The 25,166-nt window shown below is 64.2% G+C and carries 23 protein-coding genes; 8 read left to right on the top strand and 15 right to left on the bottom strand.

What is annotated here, in order from left to right:
* Positions 1-10 precede the first annotated feature (10 nt).
* The 4 genes from ISG32_RS08400 (at position 11) to ISG32_RS08385 (ending at position 4,103) form a co-directional block, all read left to right on the top strand.
* A complete protein-coding gene (locus ISG32_RS08400) occupies positions 11-1,504 on the top strand; it encodes a leucyl aminopeptidase (RefSeq protein WP_194770570.1) in 1,494 nt (497 codons plus the stop codon).
* Between the two features lie 32 nt (positions 1,505-1,536).
* Positions 1,537-1,974, top strand: coding sequence for a DNA polymerase III subunit chi (locus ISG32_RS08395; RefSeq protein WP_194770569.1), 438 nt, complete (start codon positions 1,537-1,539; stop codon positions 1,972-1,974).
* A gap of 2 nt (positions 1,975-1,976) precedes the next feature.
* Complete coding sequence (locus ISG32_RS08390; protein ID WP_194770568.1) at positions 1,977-2,618, top strand: hypothetical protein; 642 nt, start codon at positions 1,977-1,979, stop codon at positions 2,616-2,618.
* Positions 2,619-2,975: 357 nt separating this feature from the next.
* Positions 2,976-4,103, top strand: a complete 1,128-nt coding sequence (locus ISG32_RS08385) for a branched-chain amino acid ABC transporter substrate-binding protein (RefSeq protein ID WP_194770567.1) — start codon at positions 2,976-2,978, stop codon at positions 4,101-4,103.
* 101 nt (positions 4,104-4,204) lie between these two features.
* On the opposite strand, the gene ISG32_RS08380 is transcribed toward ISG32_RS08385, so the two are convergent.
* Positions 4,205-5,212, bottom strand: a complete 1,008-nt coding sequence (locus ISG32_RS08380) for a D-2-hydroxyacid dehydrogenase family protein (protein ID WP_194770566.1) — start codon at positions 5,210-5,212, stop codon at positions 4,205-4,207.
* 438 nt (positions 5,213-5,650) lie between these two features.
* Between ISG32_RS08380 and ISG32_RS08375 the strand changes: the two genes are divergently transcribed.
* The 3 genes from ISG32_RS08375 (at position 5,651) to ISG32_RS08365 (ending at position 7,605) form a co-directional block, all read left to right on the top strand.
* Entirely contained in the window at positions 5,651-6,205 is a 555-nt protein-coding gene (locus ISG32_RS08375) for a hypothetical protein (protein WP_407645039.1), read from the top strand.
* A gap of 96 nt (positions 6,206-6,301) precedes the next feature.
* Positions 6,302-7,069: a 2OG-Fe dioxygenase family protein gene (locus ISG32_RS08370; RefSeq protein WP_194770565.1), complete on the top strand. Its 768-nt coding sequence runs from the start codon at positions 6,302-6,304 to the stop codon at positions 7,067-7,069.
* A gap of 95 nt (positions 7,070-7,164) precedes the next feature.
* Entirely contained in the window at positions 7,165-7,605 is a 441-nt protein-coding gene (locus ISG32_RS08365; protein ID WP_194770564.1) for a universal stress protein, read from the top strand.
* Between the two features lie 203 nt (positions 7,606-7,808).
* On the opposite strand, the gene ISG32_RS08360 is transcribed toward ISG32_RS08365, so the two are convergent.
* The 12 genes from ISG32_RS08360 to ISG32_RS08305 form a co-directional block, all read right to left on the bottom strand.
* Positions 7,809-8,807, bottom strand: coding sequence for a Bug family tripartite tricarboxylate transporter substrate binding protein (locus ISG32_RS08360; RefSeq protein ID WP_228529683.1), 999 nt, complete (start codon positions 8,805-8,807; stop codon positions 7,809-7,811).
* A 127-nt stretch (positions 8,808-8,934) separates the two neighbouring features.
* Positions 8,935-10,119 carry a beta-ketothiolase BktB gene (gene bktB / locus ISG32_RS08355; protein WP_194770563.1) on the bottom strand — a complete coding sequence of 395 codons (1,185 nt, stop codon included), beginning with the start codon at positions 10,117-10,119 and terminating at the stop codon, positions 8,935-8,937.
* Between the two features lie 105 nt (positions 10,120-10,224).
* Positions 10,225-10,983: an SDR family NAD(P)-dependent oxidoreductase gene (locus tag ISG32_RS08350; protein ID WP_194770562.1), complete on the bottom strand. Its 759-nt coding sequence runs from the start codon at positions 10,981-10,983 to the stop codon at positions 10,225-10,227.
* Positions 10,984-11,153: 170 nt separating this feature from the next.
* The gene (locus ISG32_RS08345; RefSeq protein ID WP_194770996.1) at positions 11,154-11,855 is read right to left on the bottom strand and encodes an ABC transporter ATP-binding protein; all 702 of its coding nucleotides are present in this window, start codon (positions 11,853-11,855) and stop codon (positions 11,154-11,156) included.
* 16 nt (positions 11,856-11,871) lie between these two features.
* Positions 11,872-12,636, bottom strand: a complete 765-nt coding sequence (livG, locus tag ISG32_RS08340; protein WP_194770561.1) for a high-affinity branched-chain amino acid ABC transporter ATP-binding protein LivG — start codon at positions 12,634-12,636, stop codon at positions 11,872-11,874.
* Positions 12,633-13,898, bottom strand: a complete 1,266-nt coding sequence (locus ISG32_RS08335) for a high-affinity branched-chain amino acid ABC transporter permease LivM (RefSeq protein WP_194770560.1) — start codon at positions 13,896-13,898, stop codon at positions 12,633-12,635. The genes livG and ISG32_RS08335 overlap by 4 nt, the downstream gene beginning before the upstream one ends.
* Positions 13,898-14,821 carry a high-affinity branched-chain amino acid ABC transporter permease LivH gene (livH, locus tag ISG32_RS08330; protein ID WP_194770559.1) on the bottom strand — a complete coding sequence of 308 codons (924 nt, stop codon included), beginning with the start codon at positions 14,819-14,821 and terminating at the stop codon, positions 13,898-13,900. Before livH ends, ISG32_RS08335 begins: the two co-directional genes overlap by 1 nt.
* Positions 14,822-15,004: 183 nt before the next feature.
* Positions 15,005-16,129 carry a branched-chain amino acid ABC transporter substrate-binding protein gene (locus ISG32_RS08325; RefSeq protein WP_194770558.1) on the bottom strand — a complete coding sequence of 375 codons (1,125 nt, stop codon included), beginning with the start codon at positions 16,127-16,129 and terminating at the stop codon, positions 15,005-15,007.
* Between the two features lie 195 nt (positions 16,130-16,324).
* Complete coding sequence (locus ISG32_RS08320) at positions 16,325-16,987, bottom strand: RluA family pseudouridine synthase (protein ID WP_194770557.1); 663 nt, start codon at positions 16,985-16,987, stop codon at positions 16,325-16,327.
* A gap of 30 nt (positions 16,988-17,017) precedes the next feature.
* Positions 17,018-18,379 (bottom strand): L-serine ammonia-lyase, encoded by a 1,362-nt coding sequence (locus ISG32_RS08315; RefSeq protein ID WP_194770556.1) that lies wholly within the window; start codon positions 18,377-18,379, stop codon positions 17,018-17,020.
* A 44-nt stretch (positions 18,380-18,423) separates the two neighbouring features.
* Entirely contained in the window at positions 18,424-19,554 is a 1,131-nt protein-coding gene (locus tag ISG32_RS08310) for a C45 family autoproteolytic acyltransferase/hydolase (RefSeq protein ID WP_194770555.1), read from the bottom strand.
* Positions 19,555-19,577: 23 nt separating this feature from the next.
* The gene (locus tag ISG32_RS08305) at positions 19,578-20,564 is read right to left on the bottom strand and encodes a Bug family tripartite tricarboxylate transporter substrate binding protein (RefSeq protein ID WP_194770554.1); all 987 of its coding nucleotides are present in this window, start codon (positions 20,562-20,564) and stop codon (positions 19,578-19,580) included.
* Positions 20,565-20,706: 142 nt separating this feature from the next.
* On the opposite strand from ISG32_RS08305, the gene ISG32_RS08300 reads away from it, so the two are divergent.
* The gene (locus ISG32_RS08300) at positions 20,707-21,645 is read left to right on the top strand and encodes a LysR family transcriptional regulator (protein ID WP_194770553.1); all 939 of its coding nucleotides are present in this window, start codon (positions 20,707-20,709) and stop codon (positions 21,643-21,645) included.
* Between the two features lie 134 nt (positions 21,646-21,779).
* Here ISG32_RS08300 and gcvP read toward each other — a convergent pair whose 3' ends face one another.
* A complete protein-coding gene (gcvP, locus tag ISG32_RS08295; RefSeq protein WP_194770552.1) occupies positions 21,780-24,677 on the bottom strand; it encodes an aminomethyl-transferring glycine dehydrogenase in 2,898 nt (965 codons plus the stop codon).
* 73 nt (positions 24,678-24,750) lie between these two features.
* Positions 24,751-25,125, bottom strand: coding sequence for a glycine cleavage system protein GcvH (gene gcvH / locus ISG32_RS08290; RefSeq protein ID WP_194770551.1), 375 nt, complete (start codon positions 25,123-25,125; stop codon positions 24,751-24,753).
* Positions 25,126-25,166: the final 41 nt, after the last annotated feature.

The raw sequence follows: 25,166 nt of genomic DNA, 5'->3' as shown, positions 1-25,166 counted from the left end.
AACGTCAATTATGAACTTCGAACTGACCACTCTCACCTTATCTGCAGCCTCCAGCCAGAAATGCGATGCTCTTATCGTGCTGGTGCCCGAGGGCGTGAAGCCCGGCAAGGATGCGGTGTCCGCCATTCTGGCGCAGGCACTCAAATCGGGTGATCTCGAACTCAAGGCGGGCAAGAACTTGCAGATTTACGCCTCGCCACTGCTGGCGGCGCGTCGGGTGATTCTGGCCGGAACCGGTGATGGTAGCGCGCGCGGCGTGCGTCTGGCGCTTGCCGGGGTCGCCAATGTCCTGAAATCCCCCAAGGTCAAGAAGGCCGTTGTGGTCTTCGCGGGCAAGGCGTCGGGCGATGCGATCGCTGCGGCCGTGCAGTGCTGCGCCGATCTGAGCTACGTCTACACGACGACCAAGTCCAAGGCCGAGCCGGTGGCACTGGCCCGCCTGGTGGTGGGCGTGGATGAGCCGGCCAAGGTCAAGTCGGCCTTCGACATGGCCTGCGCCGTCGCCAAGGGCGTGGGTTTTGCGCGCGAATGGGCCAATCGCCCCGCCAATCACGCGACGCCCACCATGCTGGCCAACGCCGCCAAGGGCCTGACGACGACCGGCATCACCTGCAAGGTGCATGGCCCGGCGGAGGTCGCCAAGCTCGGGATGGGCGCCTTCATGGCCGTGGCCCAGGGTTCGGCGGAGCAGTTGCGCTTCATCGAGCTGCGCTACAACGGCGCGGCCAAGTCCGAAGCGCCGGTGGTGCTGGTCGGCAAGGGCATCACCTTTGACACCGGCGGCATCTCGCTCAAGCCAGCGGCCGAGATGGACGAGATGAAGTTCGACATGGGCGGCGCGGCCAGCGTGCTCGGCGTGTTCACCGCGCTTGCGGAACTGCGTCCCGCCGTCAACGTGGTCGGCCTGATTCCCGCCTGCGAGAACATGCCCGACGGCAAGGCGGTCAAGCCCGGCGACGTGGTGACCAGCATGAACGGCCAGACCATCGAAATTCTCAACACCGATGCCGAAGGCCGTCTGGTGCTCTGCGACGCGATCACCTATGCCGCGCGCTTCAAGCCGAAAGCGCTGGTGGACATCGCCACGCTGACGGGTGCCTGCGTGATCGCGCTTGGCAACCAGCGCAGCGGCCTGTTCGCGTCCGACGACACGCTCGCGGCCCAACTGCAGGCGGCGGGCGATGCGGCGCAGGATCTGTGCTGGCGCATGCCGCTCGACGAAGAATATGGCGAGGGCCTGCGCAGCAACTTCGCTGATGTGGCCAATGTGGCCGGTCGCGCGGGCGGGGCGATCACGGCCGCCAAGTTCCTGCAGCGCTTCACCGGCAGCCTGCCTTGGGCGCATCTGGACATCGCCGGAACCGCATGGAAGAGCGGGGCGGCCAAGGGCGCCACGGGTCGCCCGGTGGGTCTGTTGATGCACTATCTGGCCACTGTGGCGGACAGCGCCAAGGCGGCACCCAAGCCGGCGCGCAAGAAACCCGTGGCCCGCAAGACAGCGTGAACCGGCGTGATGCACATCAGCCCCGAGGTCACATGACGGAAGTAGCTTTTCATTTCAACGCGCCCGACAAGCTGGCCTATGCCTGCCGTTTTGCGCGCAAGGCGTTCAATCGCGGCGTGCGCGTGGTGGTGACTGCGGACGCGGCTGATCTGCAGGCGCTGGACCGCATGATGTGGTCGCTGGGCCCCACCGATTTCGTGGCCCATGCGCTCGCCGATGGCGATCCGGATGTCGTGGCGGTGTCGCCGGTGCTGCTGGCGCAGGAGCCGCTGTCGGTCGCGCCGCGCGACATGCTGCTCAATCTGGGTGGGCAGAGACCGTCCGGATTCGATCAGTTCGAGAAGGTGATCGAGGTCGTGAGCTCAAGCGACGAACGCGATCGTCAGCTCGCGCGCACGCGCTGGCGCCAGTACGCTGCAGATGGTTACGAGATCGTTCGCCATGATCTGGTTTTGAAAGAAAATGCCTGACCATGGCATCCGCTCCTTCCTCCTTTCCTCCGAAGTTTGTTCCCACGTTGACCGAAGAGGTGGAACTGCCCGTCGATGAGCATGCTGAGCGTGATGCGCAGGAGCTGAACGCGCTGGCGGATCCCGTGGAAGTCCCCGGCGGCTATGAATTGCCGGCGGGCGTGCCGGACGAGGAGGACGATGTTGCCGCCACGGGCCAAGCGGCCCCCGGGCAGCCGCTGGATGTGGACGCCATTCCGGAACTGGTGTCCGTCGTGCATGTGGAGGAAATCCACCGCGACCTTGAGACGATCCCCGAAGTCAGCGAGGTGGTGGAGGTCATGGAGATGACGGAGGTGGCCGATGAGGCCCAGATCGAGGAGCCACCGTCCGTTCCGCAGGAAGCGGAGCCCGTGCCGGTGGCTCAGTCCCCATCCCCATCCCCATCCGCCGTGCTGCCCGATGGCTACGAGGAGTATGTGGTCCATCGTGTCATGCAGCGCGTGGACGTCCTGCTCGAGCAGCGCCTGCGCGAGGCCATCGCGCTGGTGATCCAGGAGCAGACCCGCTCCATCGTTCCGCGTCTGCGTGAAGAGGTGGAGTCGGTGGTCCGCCAGTCGGTCTACGAGGCCGTGGCCGACGAGCTTGCGTCCACGCAGAAGTGACCGGACGGGCCTTCGCAAAAAGGCTGCGCATTGTCGGCATCGAACTGGCCGCACCACCGGGGATTTCCCGAATGTGGTGCGGCGCGTACGTTCAGTGATTCCTGAGCCCACTTTTTTCGAGCCCTGACCATGCCCTGGAAGCGCGGGAAATCCGGCGTTTCCAACCCCCTGTCCTTGCCGCAGTAGGCACGCAAATGGGGCACGCACTGACTGGCCTGCAAATTGCATAACCAACGCGTCTCGACGCAGTCCGTTATTCTGAGATTCCCTAGTGTTTCAGATTATGAATTGCGATATGTTTCACCGCGTTGGGACAAAAACCAAATATCTCAGCGTTTTTCTAATCTGGAGATTCGTATGCAATTGAAGTTGAAGTTGACTATCGCTGCTGCAATTGCGGCAGTGGCCGGCATGGCATCCGCTCAAGAGGTGGTGAAGATCGGTCACGTGGGTCCCGTATCCGGGCCACAGGGTCACTATGGCAAGGACAACGAAAACGGCGCCCGCATGGCCGTGGACGATCTGAATGCCAAGGGCGTGACGATCGGTGGCAAGAAGGTCAAATTCGAGCTGATGGCCGAAGATGACGCGGCGGATCCCAAGCAAGGCACGGCTGCGGCGCAAAAGCTCTGCGATGCCAAGGTCGCTGGCGTGGTGGGCCATCTGAACTCGGGCGTGACGATTCCTGCGTCCAAGATCTACAACGACTGCGGCGTGCCGATGGTCACCGGCGCCGCCACCAATCCGAACCTGACCAAGCCAGGTTACGACACCACCTACCGCATCATCGCCAATGACAATGCGCTGGGTGCCGCTCTGGCCGCATACGCTGCGGACACGCTCAAGCTCAAGACCGTCGCCGTCATCGACGACCGCACCGCCTACGGTCAGGGTCTGGCCAGCGTGTTCAAGAAGGTCGCTGCCGAAAAGGGCATCAAGGTCGTCGAAGAGCAGTTCACGACCGACAAGTCCACCGACTTCATGGCGATTTTGACCGCCATCAAGGCCAAGAACCCCGACGCGGTGTTCTACGGCGGCATGGACGCACAGGCAGGCCCGATGCTGCGCCAGATGCAGCAACTGGGCATGACCAAACAGAAGTATTTCGGTGGTGATGGCTTCTGCACGACGGAGCTGGCCAAGCTGTCTGCCGGAGCGCCAACTCTGGGCAACGTGGTCTGCGCGGTGGGCGGTGCTTCGATCGAGAAGATGCCCGGCGGCAAGGACTGGAAGGCTCGCTACGACGCCAAGTTCCCAGGTCAGTTCCAAGTCTACAGCCCGTACAAGTACGACGCGACGATGCTGCTGGCAGACGCCATGGTCCGTGCCGGTTCGGCCGACCCCAAGAAGTACATTCCCGAGCTCAAGAAGTCCAACTATCAGGGCGTGACCGCGAAGATCTCCTTCGAAGCCAACGGCGAGATGAAGAACCCCGCCGTGACCCTGTTCGCCTACAAGAATGGCGAGAAGGTGCCACTGAATTGATCAGCGAAACTGCAATGCAAAAAGGGCCTTCGAGGCCCTTTTTGTTTTTGGAGTGGGTGAGGGTGCGGTGATCGATCTTTGCCGCTGCACCCGTCGTCAGTTCAGCGGCGCACCTGCAGCGCGCCCGGGTTCACGATGTTGGTCGGCGTACCCTTGATGTAGTTGATCACGTTGTCGAACGCCGCACCGAAATACAGCTCGTAGCTGTCCTGCTCCACATAGCCGATATGGGGCGTGCAGACGCAGTTCTCGAGACGCAGCAGGGCATGGCCCTGCAGGATGGGTTCGCTTTCGAACACATCGACCGCCGCCATGCCGGGGCGGCCACGGTTGAGTGCGGCAATCAGCGAGTCGGGCTCGATCAGTTCAGCGCGCGAGGTGTTGACGATCAGCGAGGTGGGTTTCATCTGGCTCAGGTCTTCGAGCGTCACGATGTTGCGGGTCTCTTCGTTGAGGCGCAGGTGCAGCGAGATCACGTCGCACTGCGAGAAGAATTCGGCGCGCGTGGATGCCACCTGAAAGCCGTCGCTCAGTGCCTGCGCGCGTGAGGCCTCGCGGCCCCAGATGCGCACGTTCATGCCGAAGGCTTTGGCGTAGCTCGCGACGATGCGGCCGATCTTGCCGTAGCCCCAGATGCCGAGCGTCTTGCCGCGCAGCACCATGCCGAGTCCGAAGTTCGGCGGCATCGATGCCGAGCGCATGCCGGACTGCTGCCAGGCGCCGTGCTTGAGATTGGCGATGTATTGCGGCAGACGGCGCATGGCCGCCATGATGAGTGCCCAGGTCAGCTCGGCCGGAGCGACGGGCGAGCCCACGCCCTCGGCGATGGCGATGCCCTTTTCGGTGCACGCCGCCACATCGATGTGCGAGCCGACCTTGCCAGTCTGCGCGATGAGCTTGAGGCGCGGGAGTTTCTCCACCAACTGGCGGGTGATCTGCGTGCGCTCGCGGATCAGCACGATGACGTCCGCGTCCTTGAGCCGGACCGACAACTGGCCGAGGCCCTTGACCGTGTTGGTGTATACCTTGGCGGAATATCGTTCGAGACGTTCGGCGCAGTGGAGCTTGCGTACGGCGTCTTGATAGTCGTCCAAAATTACAATGTTCATGTCGTTTATTGCAACTGCATGGCGAGCCCGGATTGGAGCGGGCTGCGCGCTGGGAAAATCAAATCGTTCGGGTCGGTGCGATGCGAATCGCACACGTATCAGTCATTGTCGTTGATGAAGACGTAAGAACACCAGAGAAACGCCTCAATTGGGGCAAATTCAAACACAAGCTTACAGCGATGGACGCCCTCTCTGGCGCTTGCACCGTCAACGCTACCCAATGTACGGACGTTGAACAAGGGTAAATAGCCTGACGGCAATCAATACCGGCGCTTACAGCTGTTGTTGAGTGATGCAGGTCAAGACCACTGCCGGTGCTTACCATAGCGCGCTTTCACACCAAGGACGGACGGAGGGGCAGGGCGCATGCTTACTGGCCACATCCGCTCCCCGATTCGAACGGTGTGACGTTTCATCAAGAAGGACCAGAAGAGACCCATGACAGAACACATTGCTTCGTCCCAATCGCTCGATCCACAGCCACGCAGCGGCCTCGGCAGCAGGATGCGCGCGGGCATCATGGGCCTGATGCTGGCAACGCTCGGCGTCGCCGCATCGGCGCAGGTGACCATCGGCGGCTCGGTGAGCGGCCAGATAGCTCCCGGGGTCTACGGGCGGGTGGACATCGGCGGCGCGCCACCCCCTCCGCTGATCTACCAGCAGCCCGTGATCATCGCGCCGCCGCGCGTGGTGGTTCCAGCGCCCCCGGTCTACATGTACGTGCCGCCGGGACACGCCAAGCACTGGGGCAAGCATTGCGCGCGCTACGGTGCTTGCGGTCAGAACGTGTACTTTCTGCGAAACCCGCCGCCGCAGTTCCACCATACGCCGCCTCCCCGCTACCATGGACGCGATCGGGATGATCGCTGGGATCGTCACGAACGACGCGATCGCCATGAACGGGACCACTACCGTGATGATCGCCGGGGACATGGAAATGGCCATGGTCACGGCAACGGTCACGGGCATGGCCGGGGCCACGGGCGTGACTGAGAGCGCGCCTTTTTCTCTCTTGGAGCATTGACCGGAGTGTGGAATTGAGCTCGCGGAGCCTGCCGGCTTGCGCCACAGGGTTTAAGCTTGGCGCTCATGGCCCACGTCACTTTTTCTCCTCCTTATTCACCCGCGGATCAGGTAGCCAATCAGCTGCGTGACCGCGGGTTTGCCATTCTGCAGCCCAGCGATGTCGCGAGCTGGATAGGCTGCGCGCCGCAGGAGCTGCTGGCCCTTTCAGGCGACTGGGCGGATTTGCCGCCGGATGAATTTCTGAAGGACGGTGGGCGCTATCGCCGTCGCCGTCATTCCTGCTTTGTGGTCGAAGGCGAGCACTACGAACAGGTGCCGCATCGTGCACATTGGCAGCCGGTGGAGTACAACGCGCTGCACGGCGGCATGCAGCGGTGGTTCGCGCCCATGCTGGATGCGACCGTGGCTCATCCCGTCTGGCCCAAGATGATGCGCGCGCTCGCCGGGCTGACGCAGGATGCCATCGCCCGCGAGGCCCGGCCCCAGCCCTGGTTCATCGAGGCGCACCAGTTCCGCATCGACACCTCGGACGGCATCGGTCGTCCCACGCCCGAGGGTGCGCATCGTGACGGCGTGGATCTGGTGGCCGTGTTTCTCGTTGACCGGCAGGATGTGAAGGGGGGCGAAACCCGCATCTTCGAGGCACGCGGCCCGAACGGTCAGCGCTTCACATTGACCGAGCCCTGGTCGGTGATGCTGCTGGATGATGCCCGCATGATCCACGAGACCACCCCCATTCAGCCCGAGCTGCCGGGCGGCTGGCGTGATACGCTGGTCGTCACATGCCGTGCGGGAGATTTTCAGAACGCCAAGGGAAGGGATGGCGGTTGATGTGAGTCAATTGCCCGGAGACGTGATCGGCGCAAACTCACTAACAGGTTAGATACTTTGATTGGGCGGTTCAGCCGTCAGCACAGGAGAGACTCATGTTCACCAATATTCTGATTCCCGTCGACGGTTCCACGACAGCGCTCAGCGCGGTGTCCAAGGCGGCTGGCCTCGCCAAGACCTATGGCAGCAACGTGACCGTGCTCTATGTCGTCGATCCCTATCCGTTCACCGGCGTCGGTGCGGATTTCGCCTATGGTCAGTCGCAGTACCTCACCGCGGCCAGCGCTGAAGCCAACGCGGCGCTGGACGCCGCCAAGCTGGCGTTGAACCAGGCAGGCATCGACAAGGTCATCACCAAGGTGGGTGAGGGGCACGCGATCCATGAAGGCATCATTCGCGCGGCCAAGGATGTCGGCTCCGACCTGATCGTCATGGGCTCGCATGGTCGCAAGGGGCTGGAAAAGCTGGTGCTGGGCAGCGTGACGCAGCGCGTGCTGGGCGTCTCCGACATCCCCGTGCTGGTGGTGCGCGAGTGAGTCGTTCCCTCTGACGGAACACTTCAAACAGCAACGGCCCCATTGGGGTCGTTGGCTTTTCAGTGACCCATGGGGCATGAAGCTGGCGCGGTCCAGGCGAGGGCAGCCGCGCAAGGGCCGCGCCGCCGCGCTCGCTGCGTCCCCCGCCCGAATTGCGCAGCAATTCGAGCGCGGGGGAAGGCGCGAAGCGACTCAGGGGGCTGCTACTCGATTTTTACGCCGGAGGCTTCGACAATGCCCTTCCATTGCGTGTATTCGGTGTTCAGCAGCTTGCTGAAATCGGCGGGCGACATGGCGAGCGGCTCCGCGCCCTGGGCGTGGATCGCGGCCTTCATCTCGGGCGTGGCGAGCAGCTTGTTGATCTCGGTGTTGAGTGTGGTCACGACGTTGGCGGGCGTGCCGGCGGGCGCCATCACGCCGTACCAGGTGCTCACGTCAAAGCCCTTGTAGCCGGACTCGGCGATCGTCGGCACATCGGGCAGCGACGAGCTGCGCTTGGCGGACGTGACGGCGAGCGGACGCAGCTTGCCGGACTGGATCTGACCCATGGCGGAGGGCACCGAGGACACGAGCAGGTCGACGTTTCCAGCCAGCGCATCCATCATCGCGGGGTTCGAGCCCTTGTAGGGCACGTGGCTCAGCTTGACGCCTGCGGCCTTCTCGAACAGCTCGCCGGCGAGGTGGATCGAGGTGCCGTTGCCCGGCGAGCCGTAGGTCACCGTGCCGGGGCTGGCCTTGGCGGCGGCGATCACGTCGGCCAGTGACTTGTACTTGGAGTTCGCCGAGGTGGCGATGATCACGGGCGTGTAGGCCACGTGCGCGACGGCGGTCAGGTCCTTGGTGGGGTTCCAGGGGAGGCTCTTGTAGAGCCAGGGGCCGATGACCAGATTGTCCTTTTGACCCATGACGATGTCATAGCCGGTGGGCTGGGCCTTGGCCACTTCGCCGATGCCGATGGTGCCGCCCGCGCCGGGCTTGTTGTCGGCCACGACGGTCCACTTGTTGGTCTTGCTCAGTTCGTTGGCAACGAGGCGCGCCAGAATGTCCGTGCCGCCGCCCGGCGGGAAGGGGATGACCAGACGAACGGGCTTGGTCGGATACGCGGCGGGGGCTGTCTGCGCGTGGGCAAGGCCGCCTGCGGCCAAGGCGGCCAGTGCGGTCGTTGCCGCGATTGCGTTTGTGAAAGTGCGGCGCATCATCATGATGTGAAAGTCTCTCCTGCAGATGGAAAAAGGCCCCTTCTGGCGAGCCAGCGGGGCCTTGTTGTCGGACACCAGCGAGGATCTTAACGCCTGTCCAGGCGCAATAGTACTCGTGGTTTCACGAGTCTCACATGCGTTCGAAGATGGCGGCAATGCCTTGGCCGCCGCCGATGCACATCGTCACCAGAGCGTACTTGCCCTGGATGCGCTCGAGTTCGTGCAGCGCCTTCACCGTGATCACCGCGCCGGTCGCGCCGATGGGGTGGCCCAGCGAGATGCCGGAGCCGTTCGGGTTCACCTTGGCGGGGTCGAGGCCCAGATCGCGCGTCACGGCACAGGCCTGTGCGGCGAAGGCTTCGTTGGCTTCGATCACGTCCAGATCGTTGATCGTGAGGCCCGCCTTTTCCAGCGCCAGCTTGGTCGCGGGCACGGGGCCGATGCCCATGTACTTGGGATCGACGCCGGCGTGCGCGTAGGCCACCAGACGCGCCATGGGCTTGAGGCCACGGGCGGCGGCGGCCTTGGAGTCCATCAGCACCACGGCGGCGGCCGCGTCGTTGATGCCCGAGGCATTGCCTGCGGTCACGGTGCCGTTTTCCTTGGTGAACACGGGCTTGAGCTTGGCAAAGTCGGCAGCGGTGGCGCCAGTGCGGAAGTGCTCGTCGGTCACGTACTGCACGTCACCCTTCTTGGACTTGAGCGTGACGGGCACGATCTGGTCCTTGAAGTAGCCGGCGGCGGTGGCGCGCTCGGCGCGGTTGTGGCTCTCGACCGCCAGCGCATCCTGGTCTTCGCGGGTGATGCCCCACTTGGCGGCGATGTTCTCGGCCGTCACGCCCATGTGGATGTTGTGGAACGGGTCGTGCAGGGCGCCGGTCATCATGTCGATCATCTTGAAGTCGCCCATGCGTGCGCCCCAGCGGCTGGTCAGCGAAGCGTAGGGCGCGCGGCTCATGTTCTCGGCACCGGCGCCGATGGCGATGTCGGCGTCGCCCAGCAGGATGGACTGGCTCGCGCTCACGATGGCCTGCAGGCCCGAGCCGCACAGGCGGTTCACGTTGTAGGCGGGCGTGCCCTCGCCGCAACCACCGTTGATGGCTGCCACGCGCGAGAGGTACATGTCCTTTGGTTCCGTGTTCACCACATGGCCGAACACGACGTGGCCGACGTCCTTGCCGTCCACGTTGGCGCGTGCCAGCGATTCACGCACCACGGTGGCGCCGAGTTCGGTGGGTGGAACGTCCTTGAGGCTTCCGCCGAAGGTGCCGATGGCGGTACGGACGGCGCTGACAACAACTACTTCACGGGACATGAGAGGTCTCCTGATGGTTTGATCGAATAAGGGCAAGATGAAAACTGGCCGGCCGCGAACGACCGGAAACTACGTAATCAGCTACGTATTGTGCAGTGCATCATTTCAAATGTCGCGCACATCCGCGACAGGGTTTTCCCCAAAGTCCGCGCGATTCAGGTAGGCGAGCACACGCGCCGCCGCATCGGCGGGGGAGGTGAGTTTGCTGCCTGCCTTGAGCGCCTCGAAATTGCCGATGTCGGGGAAATCCTCGGGGTTCGCTCCGCGCAATTGAACCTGCATGTCGGTGTCGATCACGCCAGGCGCGAGCGAGCAGAGCTTGGCTCCGTTGGGCCTGAGCGCTTCTTCGAGAGCGGCGCAGCGGGTGAACATGTCCATGCCGGCCTTGGCCGTGCAGTATGCCGCCTGCGACGCCATGGGCCTGCGTCCCAGTCCCGATGAAATGTTGAGCACCTTGCGCGGGCCGCCCCAGCGCTCGGTCGCGACGAGGAACGCGCCGGTCAGCGCCATCGGCGCCTCGAGCCCCACGCGCATGGCGTTCTGCAGATCGGCGGCGGCGATGTGACCGAGCGGGGCGATGCGCGGAATCACGCCCGCATTGTTGATCAGCGTGACGCTGGCCCAGTCATCGGCGTTGAGCGACGAGAGGAGGGTGGTCAGACGCTGTGCCGCTTCTTCCGGGTTGGCGAGATCCTGCTCCCATTGCTGCAGTTGCCCGTCGCTGGTGGAGGATTCCGCGAGAGCGTCGCTCGTCTTGCGCGCGATGCTGATGAGCGTGTGGCCTTCGCCGAGCAGTTGCTGGCCTATGGCCAGGCCCATGCCGCGCGAGCCGCCGGTGAGGATGGTGAGGTGCTTTGGGGTCATCCGAATATCTTAGAGCGTGTTTGCGATCTCAGTCCCAGGCCGCGCCCGCAAGACCGTGTGGAGATCGTCCGGGCACGGAATGCACATAAAAAAAGAGAGTGTCTCTCGACACTCTCTCATTGGCAATTGACGCTTCGGAGCGAATCAAGTGCCCAAATCAAGCGCCCAAATCAAGCGCCCAGATAGGCCTTGCGCACGTCGGCGTTGGTCAGCAGGGCCTGTCCCGAGTCTTCCAGCACGACCTTGCCGGTTTCCAGCACGTAGCCGCGATCGGCGATCTGCAGGGCTCGGTTGGCGTTCTGCTCGACGAGGAACACGGTCACGCCGTTGGCGCGGATGGTCTGGATGATCTCGAAGATCTGCGCGATGATCAGCGGAGCGAGGCCCAGCGTCGGCTCATCGAGCAGCAGCAGGCGCGGCTTGCTCATGAGCGCGCGGCCGATGGCGAGCATCTGCTGCTCGCCGCCGGACATGGTGCCTGAGCGCTGGCCCGAGCGTTCGCGCAGGCGCGGAAACAGCTGGAAGACATGCTTGATGCCGTCGGCGATTTCCGAGCTGCTCAGAAAGAAGCCGCCCATCTTGAGGTTTTCCTCGACGGTCAGGTCCTTGAACACGCGGCGGCCTTCCGGCGAGATGGCGATGCCCCGGCGCATGATGTGGTGCGTGGACATCTGGGTGATGTCCTCGCCCTCGAACAGGATCTTGCCGCCGCTCGCGCGCGGGTTGCCGCAGACGGTCATGAGCAGAGATGTCTTGCCCGCACCGTTGCTGCCGATCAGCGTGACGATCTCGCCCTGATTGACGTGCAGGCTCACCTTGTTGACGGCGCAGATCGCGCCGTAGTGCGTGGAGACCTGCTCCAGTTGCAGCATGTGTTTGGCGCTCATCTCAGGCCTCTCCCAGATAGGCCTTGATGACCCGCTCGTTGTTGCGCACCTCGTCGGGCGTTCCCATGGCGATCGGCTTGCCGTATTCCATGCACAGAATGCGCTCGGACACGCCCATCACCAGACCCATGTCGTGCTCGATCAGCAGCACCGTCACGCCGAATTCGGTGCGCAGGCGCTCGATCAGGTGCTGCAGCTCGACTTTTTCCTGCGGATTCAGACCGGCAGCCGGTTCGTCGAGCATCAGCAGCTTGGGCTCGGTGATCATGCAGCGCGCGATCTCGAGGCGCCGCTGGTGGCCATAGGCGAGGTTGCCGGCTTCGCGATTGGCGAATTCGGCGATGCCCATGAACTCCAGCCACTTCATCGCGTTGGCGATGGCGGCATTCTCACTCTCTCGGTAGCCGCGCGTGTTGAACAGCCCGCCCAGCACCGACCTGCTGGTGCGGCGGTGTTGCGCGACCAGGAGGTTCTCGACGGCGGTCATGCTCTTGAACAGGCGCACGTTCTGGAAGGTGCGCACCACGCCGCGCTGGGCGACGCTGTGGCTGCCGAGGCCGGCGATCGACTCGCCCGCCAGCGTGATCACGCCGGTGGTGGGTTTGTAGAAGCCGCTGATGCAGTTGAACACCGTGGTCTTGCCGGCACCGTTGGGGCCGATGATGGCGAAGATTTCCTTGGGGTGGATGGACATCTGCACGCCATCGACGGCCAGCAGGCCGCCGAAGCGCATGCTCAGGTCCTTGACTTCGAGTAGATGGCTCATGCGTGCGCTCCATCCTTGTGGTTGCCGGAGGAAGGAACTTCCACGTGGTGGCGCTTCATGGGCAGGAGGCCCTGCGGACGCCAGATCATCATCAGAATCATCACCAGACCAAAAATCAGCATGCGGTATTCGGAGAACTCGCGCGCGAGCTCGGGCAGCACGGTGATCAGGATCGCCGCGATGATCACGCCGAGTTGCGAGCCCATGCCGCCCAGCACCACGATGGCGAGGATCAGAGCGGACTCGATGAAGGTGAACGACTCGGGGTTCACGATGCCCTGACGCGCCGCGAAGAACGCGCCACCGAAACCGGCGAACATGGCGCCCAGCGTGAACGCCGAGAGCTTGATCTTCGTGGGATTCAGGCCGAGCGAACGGCAGGCGATCTCGTCCTCGCGCAGCGCCTCCCATGCACGGCCGATCGGCATGCGGATCAGGCGGTTGCTGACGAACAGCGTGACCACGGCCAGCAGCAGCGCCATCAGGTACAGGAAGATCACCATGTGCATGGTGCTGAACTCGATGTTGAAGAACTGCGCGAAGGTCGTGCCGCCCTCGGTCGTGGGCGAGCGCGTGAGCGGCAGGCCGAAGAACGTGGGCTTGGGAATGCTGGAGATGCCGTCCGGGCCGCCGGTCCAGTCGTTGAGGTTCACCAGCAGCAGGCGGATGATTTCGCCGAAGCCCAGCGTCACGATGGCGAGGTAGTCACCGCGCAGGCGCAGCACCGGAAAGCCCAGCAGGAAGCCGAACAGCGCCGATGCGCAACCGGCCAGCGGCAGCGCTTCCCAGAAGCTCCAGCCGGCCCAGTGGTAGAGCAGGGCGTAGGTGTAGGCGCCCACGGCGTAGAAGCCGACGAAGCCCAGATCGAGCAGACCTGCGAAGCCAACCACGATGTTCAGGCCGAGGCCGAGCATCACGTAGATCATCGCGAGCGTGGCGATGTCCACCGCATTGCGACCGGCCATGAAGGGCCAGGATACGGCGATCAGCGCGACCACGAGGTAGACCACGGGGCGGGCCTTGTCCGAGACGCTGGGCAGCGCGGGCAGGCGCAAGCCTTTGGTGGCGGTCTTCACCGCCGGGCGCAGCAGCTGCCAGAGGAACACGATGACGCAGCCCCAGATCACGTAGTTCCACTGCGGAACCAGATAGGTGCGGATCCCGGCGCGTTCCAGGTGCAGGCCGAAGATCGGGATGATCAGCAGCGCGGCGATGACGGTGGCGAAGATGGCGTTGCCGAGTTGGGAGCGGATCTTGTTCATCACACCTTCTCCACTTCAGGTTTGCCGAGCAGGCCGGTCGGGCGGAACAGCAGAATCAGCACCAGCAGGCCGAAGGCCACGATGTCCTTGTATTCCGAAGAGATGTAGGCGGCGGCGAAGGTTTCGGCCACGCCGAGGACCACGCCGCCGAGCATTGCGCCCGGAATGCTGCCGATGCCGCCGAGCACCGCCGCCGTGAAGGCCTTGATGCCGGCGATGAAGCCGATGAACGGGTTGAGCTTGCCCACCGCCAGCGCGATCAGCACGCCACCGACGGCGGCCAGCACGGCGCCGAGGATGAAGGTGAACGAGACGACGCGGTTGGTGTCGATGCCCAGCAGGTTCGCCATGTGCATGTCCTGCGCGCAGGCACGCGAGGCGCGGCCCATGCGGGAGTGCTTGATGTACAGCGTGAGCGCGATCATCAGCGCCACGGCGACCACGATGATCAGGATGCGGGCGTAGGGAATGAAGACTTCGAAGTTGCCCAGATGGAAGGTGAATGCGCCGGGCAGCAGGGCGGGAACCGCCATGTCGCGCGCGCCTTGACCGAGGGCCACCCAGTTCTGCAGGAAGATGGACATGCCGATCGCGGAGATCAGCGCCACGAGGCGGGGACTGGAGCGCAGCGGCTTGTAGGCCACCTGCTCGACGGCGAAACCGTAGACGCCGGTGATGACGACGGCCACCACGAGCATCAGCGCGATGACGAACCAGATCGGCAGACCGCTGGTCGTGCCGACGGCGGACAGAGTGACCAGGCCCACATAGGCTCCGATCATGTAGATGTCGCCGTGGGCGAAATTGATCATCCCGATAATGCCGTAGACCATGGTGTAGCCGATGGCGATCAGGGCGTAGATGGCTCCTAGTGAGAGCCCGTTGAAAAGCTGCTGTATCAGCTGTGGCAATAAGTCAGACATTGCTTGGTCGTCCACTGTGAGGGCAGTGCGATGAATCTTGCACGGCCCTGGCGCGCTTGTCATCGGGACTGCACCCATTGATGGGGGCATCCGTCAAAACCTCGGCACCAGTTAAACGAACGGGGCAGGTACGTCGCAAACCCGGTTTGCGAACGTCCTGCCCCGAAGGGAGAGCGTCAGTGGTTACTTGACTGCGGGAGTCTTGGAACCATCCTTGTGCCACTGGAACACCTGGAAGTCGAAGGACTTCAGGTCACCCTGCTTGTTCCACGAGATCGGGCCGATCACGGTGTCCACGGTGTTGGCGTGCAGCCATTCCGAAACCTTGGCTGGATTGTCGCCAGCGGCCTTGATGGCGGCGATCAGCGATTGTGCAGCCGCGAACGAGGTCAGCTGGAAGGCGCCCGATGGGTTGCGCTTGGCGTCCTTGAACGCCTTCACGACGGCCGCGTTCTTGGGGTTGGCGGAGAAGTCGGCCGGCAGGGTCACCAGCATGCCTTCCACGGCGGCGCCGGCGATGGCGTTCACTTCAGGATTGCCCACGCCTTCCGGACCCATCATCTTGACCTTCAGGCCTTGCTCGGCGGCCTGGCGCAGCAGCAGGCCCATTTCGGGGTGGTAGCCGCCGAAGTAGACGAAGTCGACACCGGCGCCCTTGAGCTTGGTGATCACGGCGGAGTAGTCGGAGTCGCCGGCGTTGATGCCTTCGAACAGAGCCACCTCGACCTTGGCCTTCTTCAGGTCGTCACGCACGGCGGTGGCGATGCCCTGACCGTAGGACTGCTTGTCGTGCAGCACCGCGACCTTCTTGGGCTTGGCGTGCTCGATGATGAACTTTGCAGCCGAGGGGCCTTGCTGGTCGTCACGGCCGATGGTGCGGAAGATGAAGCTGTAGTTCTTGCCGTCCGTCAGGGCGGGGGAAGTAGCGGAAGGAGTGGCGACGACCACGCCTTCGTTGTTGTAGATGGGCGCGGCGGCGATCGAAGCGCCGGAGCACACTGGGCCGATCACGTAGCCGATCTTGCCGTTGACCACGCGGTTCGCGGCCACGGGACCTTGCTTGGGTTCGCAGGCGTCGTCCACCGCGACCAGTTCGATCTTCTTGCCATTGATGCCACCAGCCGCGTTGGTCATTTCAACCGCAGTCGTAGCACCTTCCTTGACCATGTCGCCGTACTGAGTCAGAGCGCCAGTCGTCGGGATCACCATGGCGATCTTGATCTGGGCGTGAGCCGCGGTTCCAATGAATGCTGCACCAGCCAGTCCCATGGCTGCAATCAACGTACGCGCACGGAAGGTCGTTTGCATAGTTATTCCTATCACTAATTAATTCAACAAAGGTAAATTGTATGCAGTCGTGCGCCCCTTTTTGGGGAGCGTCGCACAGCAAGTCGCCCAGCTTATCGAGGGGACATGGCCTCACAACGGGGGGTTTCCCTAGGAGGGGTGCATAAGCTTATGCTGATTATCCTCTGTAGGAGCCGCGTTTTCTTTGATACAAATTTAAAACGGCACGTTGCTGGCAATACACACTTGCTGCCCGCTTGTGGGGTGGGAAAGCTGCAGAAAACGTGCATGAAGCATCAATCGCGGTGTGGATTTTTGCACTGACTCGGGCGCGTAAAGCGGGTCGCCAAGTATGGGGAAACCCAGGTGCTGCAGATGCACCCGCAATTGGTGCGTCCGGCCGGTGATCGGCTGCAGCTCGACGCGCGAGACGCCGTTCGCGCTCGCAAGGACCCGCCAGCGCGTGAGGCTGGGCTTGCCCGCCGGATCCACGATGTGAATCGGCCGCCTTGGCCAATCCGGATGAATCGGAGCGTCGATCTCGTGCCAAGTCTCCCCCGGCTCGGCGGGCGAGCCCGCGACCAGCGCCTCGTAGATCTTGTGCACCCGCCGCTCGGCGAAGGCCGCGCTCATGGCCCGCTGCATCTCCGGGCTGCGGGCGAACAGAACGATGCCCGAGGTGGACATGTCCAGCCGGTGGATGAGCAGCGTCTCGGGCCATTGCTGCTGTACCCGGTGGATCAGGCAGTCCTGCTTGTCCTCGCCGCGCCCCGGTACGCAAAGCAGGCCGGAAGGCTTGTCGAAGGCGAGCAGGTGCGCGTCTTCATGCAGAGGAGTGAGGGGCAGGTGGGGGATGACGGGAGCGGTAGGAAGCTGCATGGCGAGCGCGAGTGTAGCCCCGCCCGCGCATCAACAGGCCACGACGTGCAGCGCCAGTCCGCCGAGCGCGGTTTCCTTGTACTTGCTCATCATGTCTGCACCGGTCTCGCGCATCGTGCGGATCACCTTGTCCAGACTCACGTGGTGCGAGCCATCACCGCGCAGCGCCATGCGCGCGGCGTTGATCGCCTTGACGGAGGCCAGCGCATTGCGCTCGATGCAGGGAATCTGCACCAGCCCGCCGACGGGGTCACAGGTCAGCCCCAAATGGTGTTCCATGCCGATCTCGGCGGCGTTCTCCACCTGCGCCGGCGTGCCGCCCATGACGGCGCAGAGCGCGCCCGCCGCCATTGAGCAGGCCACGCCCACTTCGCCCTGGCAGCCGACCTCGGCGCCCGAAATCGACGCGTTCTTCTTGTAGAGAATCGCGATGGCGGCTGCGGTAAGCAGGAATTCGCCCACATCCTGCTCGCGCGCGTTCGGGGCGAAACGCATGTGGTAGGCCAGCACGGCGGGGATGATGCCCGCGGCGCCGTTGGTGGGGGCGGTCACCACGCGACCTCCGGCGGCGTTTTCCTCGTTGACGGCCAGCGCGAAGAGGTTCACCCAGTCCATCAGCACCAGCGGATCGCTGCGGTCGCCGCCGTCGAGCAGCCGGTGCAGATCCGCCGCCCGGCGCCGCACGCGGAACGCTCCAGGCAGGTGCCCACCGGCGCGCAGCCCGCGCGCGATGCAGGCCTGCATGACGGACCAGATGTGGCGCAGCCGCTCATCAGTTTCCTGCGCGGGGCGCAGACCGGCCTCGTTGCGGCGCATCACGTCGGCGATGCTGCACCCAAGGCGCGCCGTGGCGGCCAGCAGGGATTCGCCGGAGTCGAAGGGAATCGGCGGCTGGATCACTTCGGCCGGTGCCAGCGCCTGCGACTCCTCGACCACGAAACCGCCGCCCACCGAGTAATAGACTTTGCGAAGCAGCTCCCGCCCTGAAGCGTCGATCGCCAGAAAGCGCATGCCGTTCACATGCAGCGGCAGTGTGCGGTCGCCAAGCAGCAGGAGGTCGGTGGCGCAGTCGAAGGCGATGGTGTGCACGCCCGCCAGGAGCAGTTCGCGCTGAGAGAGGATGTCCTGCACCAGTCCGGGCGCGAGATCCACGTCCACGCTTTCCGGGTCATGCCCCGCAAGGCCGAGCAGCGTTGCGGTATCGGAGGCGTGGCCCTTGCCGGTCGCGCCAAGCGAGCCATACAGTTCGCAGCGCACGCGTGCCACTTCGGACAGGAGCCCTTCGGCACGCAGCGATTCGGCGAAGCTGCGGGCGGCGCGCATCGGGCCGACGGTATGGGAGCTCGACGGGCCAATGCCCACCTTGAAGATGTCAAAGACGCTCAGGTACATGGTGCGGTGTGCAAATTGCAGCGGTCAGCGCGTCAAAAGGAATATCAAAGGGCATATTCGTGGAACGTGCGGCTCTCGTAGGGCTTGCGCGCGATCCACATCCGGCCCTCGGCGGGGTCCATCAGCGTGGTCGCTACGGTTGCCGAGATGCTGCTGAAATCGCCCGGCTTGGGGCTGCGCAGCACGCCGTCCGGAAAGCCGAAGTCGTCTGCCAGCGCCGCGCGGATCTGATCCCAGTCGAGCTTTTGACCATCCCCCGAACGCACGGCGCTTTCCACGCGCTGCTGTCGGTAGAGGCTGTCGGGCCGGGCGGCAAGGCCGGGGTCGCGCAGGCGGTTCAGCGCGGTCGGCGAAAGCCAATGGTTGGCGTGGACCAGCGTGTCGTTCTGCGGCTGGACCCAGAAGATGTCGTTGGGCGCCGCCTCGAGGCTGATGCAGCAGCCGTCCGTCGCGCTGCTCTGCGCGAGGATCATGTTGCTCGAGCAATAGCGCTTGGCCACCCAGACCGTGCGCATGGCCTGGGCCAGATTGGCGGACTCCAGCAGGCGTCTGCGCAGCAGCACCACGGGCGCTCCCGCTCCGTGCTGGAAGTCCTCGTGGCTCGACATGGCGTTGCCGGTCAGCGAGACGCCATTGCTGTTGAGCCCGTGCCGGGCGAGGGCGCCGGCTTCGGTGAAGCAAAGCATGTCCGGCCCCGCGCCCGCGCTGCGGATGCGCAGCACGATGCAGGTGTCCACGCATTCCTCGCGCCAGTCCCAGTTGTGCGCATGCATGAGCCGACCGCTGGCCGAGCGCGCAGGCAGCACCACGAGGCCGGTGCAGTCGCCGTCTTCGGTGGCTTCGTGGAGCATGGCCTCGCGCTGCAGCCGGGAGTAGCCGTAGAGCATCTCGGTGCGGCAGTTGATCAGCAGAATGTCCTCGAGCGGCAACTGTGCGCCCTCGGCGATGCCGCGCATTTCTTCGAGATAGCGTTCGTCGAAGGCCTCGATGTCGGGGATCATCGCGCGGGCCAGGCGAATGATGGTGGCCTCGTCAAGGCCGCGGTGGCCGAGCTGGGTGCGGTAGAGCGCGGCACCGGCGGCGATGCGTTCGGGAACGGCGCGGCCGTGCTGGAGTCCGCGCTGGTGCGCGTCGCCGGTCACGTCGACCAGCGGGAAATGCAGTGGATGGGTCATGGCTTGCTCCGCTCAAATAGGGGTCACTGGTCCATCAGCCCGAAGGACTTGACGAGCGGGCCCCATTGCTCGGAGTCGCGGCGCGAGGCGGCTGCGACATGGCCCGGCGTGAGGTCGGGAGGCTGGATCATGAAGACGGAGTTCAGCTTCTGCCGGGCCTCCTTGTCGGCCCACATCTTGACGGTCACGGCGTTGAGCTTCTGGATGATCGCGTCGGGCGTGCCCTTGGGTGCGGTCAGCGCGTACCAGCCGCCGCCCAGCGTCTTGGCGATGCCGGACTCGGCGGCCGTGGGCACGCCGGGCATCTCGGGCAGGCGCTTGTCGAAGAACACCATCAACGGCTTGAGCTTGTGCTCCTTGATGAAAGGCATCGCCGAGGAGGGCACGCCGCTCATCACCTGCGTCTCGCCCGCGATGGTGGCCAGCGCCGCCGCCGCGCTGCCCTTGTAGGGCACGCTCAGCATGTCGAGCTGGAAATGCTTGGCGAAGATCTCCATGTTCAGGTGCGTGGAGTTGCCCTTGCCGGCCGAACTGAACGAGTACTTGCCGGGCGCGGCCTTGGCCAGCTTGACGAAGTCGGCCACATTGTTCGCCGGCACCTCGCTGTTGACGACCAGAATCTGCGGCGTCGTCGCCAGCATGCCGATTCCGGTGAAGCTCTGTTCCGGGTCGTAGCTCAGCTTGGCGTAGGAAAAGCGATTGAGCGCCAGGTTGGACTGGGTGCCGAGCAGGATGGTGTAGCCGTCAGGTGCCTGGGTGGCCACGTAGCTCGCGGCCATCGAGCCGTTGACTCCCGCGCGGTTCTCGACCACGACGGCGGTGCCCAGCGTCTTGGTCACGTATTCCCCCCAGATGCGCGCGAGCCCGTCGGCTCCGCCACCCGGCGGCAGGGAGACCACCAGCCGGATCGGCTTGGTGGGATAGGAGGCTGGCTGCGCCTGGGCGCTCGCGGCCAGGCAGGCGAAGGACAGGACGGTGAGTCGCTTCAGCAGATCGGCGGGGTTTTTCATGTCGGTGCTTCGGGGTGGATCAAGGTGTTTGTGAAGTATGTCGACAGCCTGCCTCCAAGGGAAATCATGAATATGACCATATGCATACCAGATTCGGTATAGTTTGTGGGCCCGCTCCATCCGCCAACTGTTCGCAAACCTCATGAATCTTCTGTCGCTGCGGCGCTTCGATCTGAATCTGCTGCTGGTCTTCGAATCCTTGATGGACACCGGCAACGTCACCCGCACGGCCGACCGCCTGGCACGCACCCAGCCCGCGGTGAGCCGCGATCTGGCGCGGCTTCGCGACGAGCTGTCCGATCCGCTCTTCGTGCGTGTGCGAGGGCGGCTGGAGCCGACCGAGCTCGCCAGGCGGCTGCGCGAATCGGTGCGCCACGCGCTCGAAGCCGTGGACCGCGCGCTGGAGGAGGGCGCGGGCTTTCGCCCGGCCGAATCCACGCAGGTGTTCAAGGTGGCGACCACCAGCGCGGTCGAGTTGCTGCTCGCGCCGAGGCTGCTGCGCTTTCTGGAGGCCGAGGCGCCGCATGCATCGGTTCATTTCATGCCGACCTATGGCGACATCACGCCGGTGGAGGAACTGGAGACCGGCGCCATCGACATGGCAGTGGGGCGCTTTGACCGCACAGCGCCGCGTACCGTGTTTGTCCCACTGTTCGACGAACGCCGCGTCTGCCTGATGCGGCCCGGACACCCGCTCTCGGGCACGCCGCTGGAGCTGCGCGATCTGGCCGAGATGCGCTTCATCAGCACCTCCATCATGCTCGGGCGAGAGAACGACATGGACGCGCTGCTGCGCCAGCACGGCCTGGGCAAGCGGAAGTTCGCGATGTTCGTCACCGCGCTCTCGCAGGCGCCTTTGGCGATGCGGGACAGCGACGCGGTCATCACCGTGCCGATGCGCGTCGGCAAACTGCTCGCCGCGCAGTTCGATCTGTGCCTGCGCGAGCTGCCCAAGGAGATTCCCGAGCGGACCTATTCCATCGCCTGGCACAGCCGCTGGGACGACTCACAGGCGCACCGGTGGCTGCGGGAGGCGGTGATGTCGGTGCTCAGGGACGAGGAGGGGATGCCGGACGATTGAATGACTGAACGACGGGATGAATGCAGGGGCCGTCGAGCGGGCGAAGAAAAAGGCGAGCGGCCATCATGCCGCTCGCCTTCATCATTGCGTTGAAACGGACCGCCAGTATCAGGCAACTGGCGGGCTCCGCCCCATCACTTGTCTTCAAATGCGTCCATCGGCACGCAGCTGCAGAACAGGTTGCGGTCGCCGTAGACGTTGTCCACGCGGCCCACGGGGGACCAGTACTTGGACTTGCGCAGCGCGGCAACAGGATAGGCCGCCAGTTCGCGTGCGTAGGCATGCTTCCACTCGTCGGCGGTGACCTGCTCGGCGGTGTGTGGCGCGTTCTTGAGCGGGTTGTCCTCGCGCGGCAGCTTGCCGGCTTCGACTTCGCGGATCTCGTTGCGGATGGCGATCATCGCGTCGATGAAGCGGTCGATTTCGTACAGCGTTTCGCTTTCCGTCGGCTCCACCATCAGCGTGTTGGGTACGGGGAAGGAGAGCGTCGGCGCGTGGAAACCGTAGTCGATCAGGCGCTTGGCAACGTCTTCGGCCATGATGCCGGAGGTGTCCTTCAAGTCGCGCAGATCCAGAATGCACTCGTGCGCAACGTGGCCGTTGGCGCTGGAATACAGCGTCGGGTAGTGATCCTTCAGGCGCGCGCTGATGTAGTTGGCGCTCAGGATGGCGGCTTCCGTGGCGTGCTTGAGGCCGTCCGGGCCCATCATGCGGATGTACATCCAGCTGATCGGCAAAACGGCTGCATTGCCCAGCGGCGCCGCGCTGACTGCGCCCGTGCCGCTTTCGATGCCTGCAGTCTTGTGACCAGGCAGGAACGGAACGAGGTCTTCTACCACGCAAACGGGGCCGACACCGGGGCCGCCACCGCCGTGGGGGATGCAGAAAGTCTTGTGCAGGTTCAGGTGACTCACGTCGCCGCCGAATTCGCCGGGAGCCGCCACGCCGACCAGCGCGTTCATGTTCGCGCCGTCCACGTACACGCGACCGCCGTGGCTGTGGATCAGCTCGCACAACTCCTTCACCTGCGTCTCGAACACGCCGTGCGTGGACGGGTAGGTGATCATGATGCAGGCGAGGTTGGCGCTGTGCTTTTCGCACTTGGCCTTGAGGTCGTCCATGTCCACGTTGCCGTTGGCGTCGCAGGCGGTGACCACCACTTGCATGCCGACCATTTGCGCGGATGCTGGATTGGTACCGTGCGCGCTGCTGGGGATCAGGCAGACGTTGCGATGCGCTTCGCCGCGCGATTCGTGCCAGCCCTTGATGGCCAGCAGACCGGCGTATTCACCTTGGCTGCCCGCGTTGGGTTGCAGGCTCACGCCCGCGTAGCCGGTGGCTTGGCAGAGCCAGTCGCGCAGTTGCTGATCGAGTTCGATGTAACCCGCGAGCTGGTCCTTGGGCGCGAACGGGTGCATGTTCGCGAATTCGGGCCAGGTGATCGGGATCATCTCGCTCGTGGCGTTGAGCTTCATGGTGCACGAGCCCAGCGGAATCATGCTGCGATCCAGCGCCAGATCCTTGTCAGACAGGCCGCGCAGATAGCGCAGCATGCCGGTTTCGGAATGGTGCGTGTTGAACACGGGGTGCGTCAGGAAGCCGCTCTTGCGCTCTGCGAACGCAGGAATCAGCGACGGCGCGCCATCGTCCATCGCTTCGATGGTAGGCAGTGCCTTGCCTTCGCCTGCAAAGATCGACCAGAGCAGTTCCACATCGGCACGCGTGGTGGTTTCGTCCAGCGAGATGCAGATGTATTCGTTCCACGCCTTGCGCACGTTCGCGCCCTTGGCAACGGCACGCGCGACGATGGCGTCGGTCTCGCCCTTGGTGTGCAGGCTGAGGGTGTCGAAAGCTGTGTCGTGGTGGCGGCTGGTGTAGCCCAGCTTGGCAAGACCCCGGCTCAGGATGGCCGCGAAACGCGCCACGCGACGGGCAATGCGCGTGAGTCCTTCAGGACCGTGATAGACCGCGTACATGCTGGCGATCACGGCGGGCAGCACCTGCGCTGTGCAGATGTTGGAAGTGGCCTTTTCGCGGCGGATGTGCTGTTCGCGTGTTTGCAGGGCGAGGCGATACGCGGGCTTGCCGTGCACGTCCACGCTCACGCCAACGAGACGACCGGGCAGCGAGCGCTTGTATTCATCGCGGCAAGCCATGAAGCCAGCGTGCGGGCCACCGGCGCCCATCGGCATGCCGAAGCGTTGGGTGGAGCCGACGACGATGTCGGCATTCCATTCGCCGGGCGGCGTCAGCAGTGTGAGCGCGAGCAGATCTGTGGCGACGATGGCTGCGGCTTGCTTGGCGTGGATGGCTTCCACGTCGGCCTTCCAGTCAGCAATCCAGCCGCTCGATGCGGGGTACTGGATCAGCACGGCGAAGAAGTCACCGGCCAGCAGCGTCTCCCATTCCTCCTTGGAATTGGCAATCTTCACCTCGATGCCGAGCGGCTTCGCGCGTGTCTGCACCACTTCGATGGTTTGCGGATGCGCGTCACCGGCGACGACGAAGGTGTTGCTCTTGGACTTCACTGAGCGCTTGGCCAGCGTCATCGCTTCGGCAGCGGCGGTGGCTTCGTCGAGCATCGATGCGTTGGCGATCGGCATACCCGTCAAGTCACAGACCATGGTCTGGAAGTTGACCAGCGCCTCCATGCGGCCCTGCGAAATTTCAGCCTGATACGGCGTGTAGGCGGTGTACCAAGCGGGGTTCTCCAGCACGTTGCGCAGGATGACGCCCGGCGTCAGCGTGCCGTAGTAGCCCTGACCGATGAAGCTCTTGAGAATCTTGTTCTTCGATGCCACGGCCTTGAGTTCGGCCAGCGCGGCCGCTTCGGTGATGGCAGCGGGGATGTCCATCGGCTTGGCGCGCGCGATGGAGCGCGGGACGATGGAGTCGATCAGCGCCGAGCGCGAGGCTTCGCCGATCACGGAGAGCATGTGGGCTTCGTCGGCGGCGTCGATGCCGATGTGGCGCGGTTGGAATTCGGTGGCGTTTTCCAGCGCGGAGAGGGGGAGTGCGGCGGGCATTTGCATGGAGGGACCAGTCTCAAAAGCAAAAATGGCCGCGCCTTCGCATCGTTGCTGCAAGGCGCGACCGTTGACTACATCAGGCGTTCGCGGCGAACGAGTTGTAGCTCGTCTCGTCCATCAGTTCGCCCAGTTGAGCGGGCTCGCTCAGCTTGACCTTGAAGAACCAGCCAGCGCCCAGCGGGTCGCTGTTGGCGAGCGACGGGTCGTTGCGCAGCGCTTCGTTGACTTCGACGATCTCGCCGGAGATGGGCATGTACACGTCAGCGGCGGCCTTCACGGATTCGACGACACCGGCGACTTCGCCCTGGGCGAAGGTCTTGCCGACTTCGGGCAGGTCGACGAACACCACGTCGCCCAGCGCGTCCTGCGCGTGAACGGTGATGCCGACGACGGCCGCGTTGGCGTCAGCGCTGTTGATCCATTCGTGGTCTTTGGAAAAGTGGATGCTCATGGGTGCTCCGGGGGAAAGGTTTGAAAATGGGGTTCGAGATT

Origin of the sequence: Diaphorobacter caeni (genome assembly GCF_015354245.1) — a bacterium.
Classification (GTDB): Bacteria; Pseudomonadota; Gammaproteobacteria; order Burkholderiales; family Burkholderiaceae_C; genus Diaphorobacter_A; species Diaphorobacter_A caeni.
This window is presented reverse-complemented; position numbering and strand designations above follow the sequence as displayed.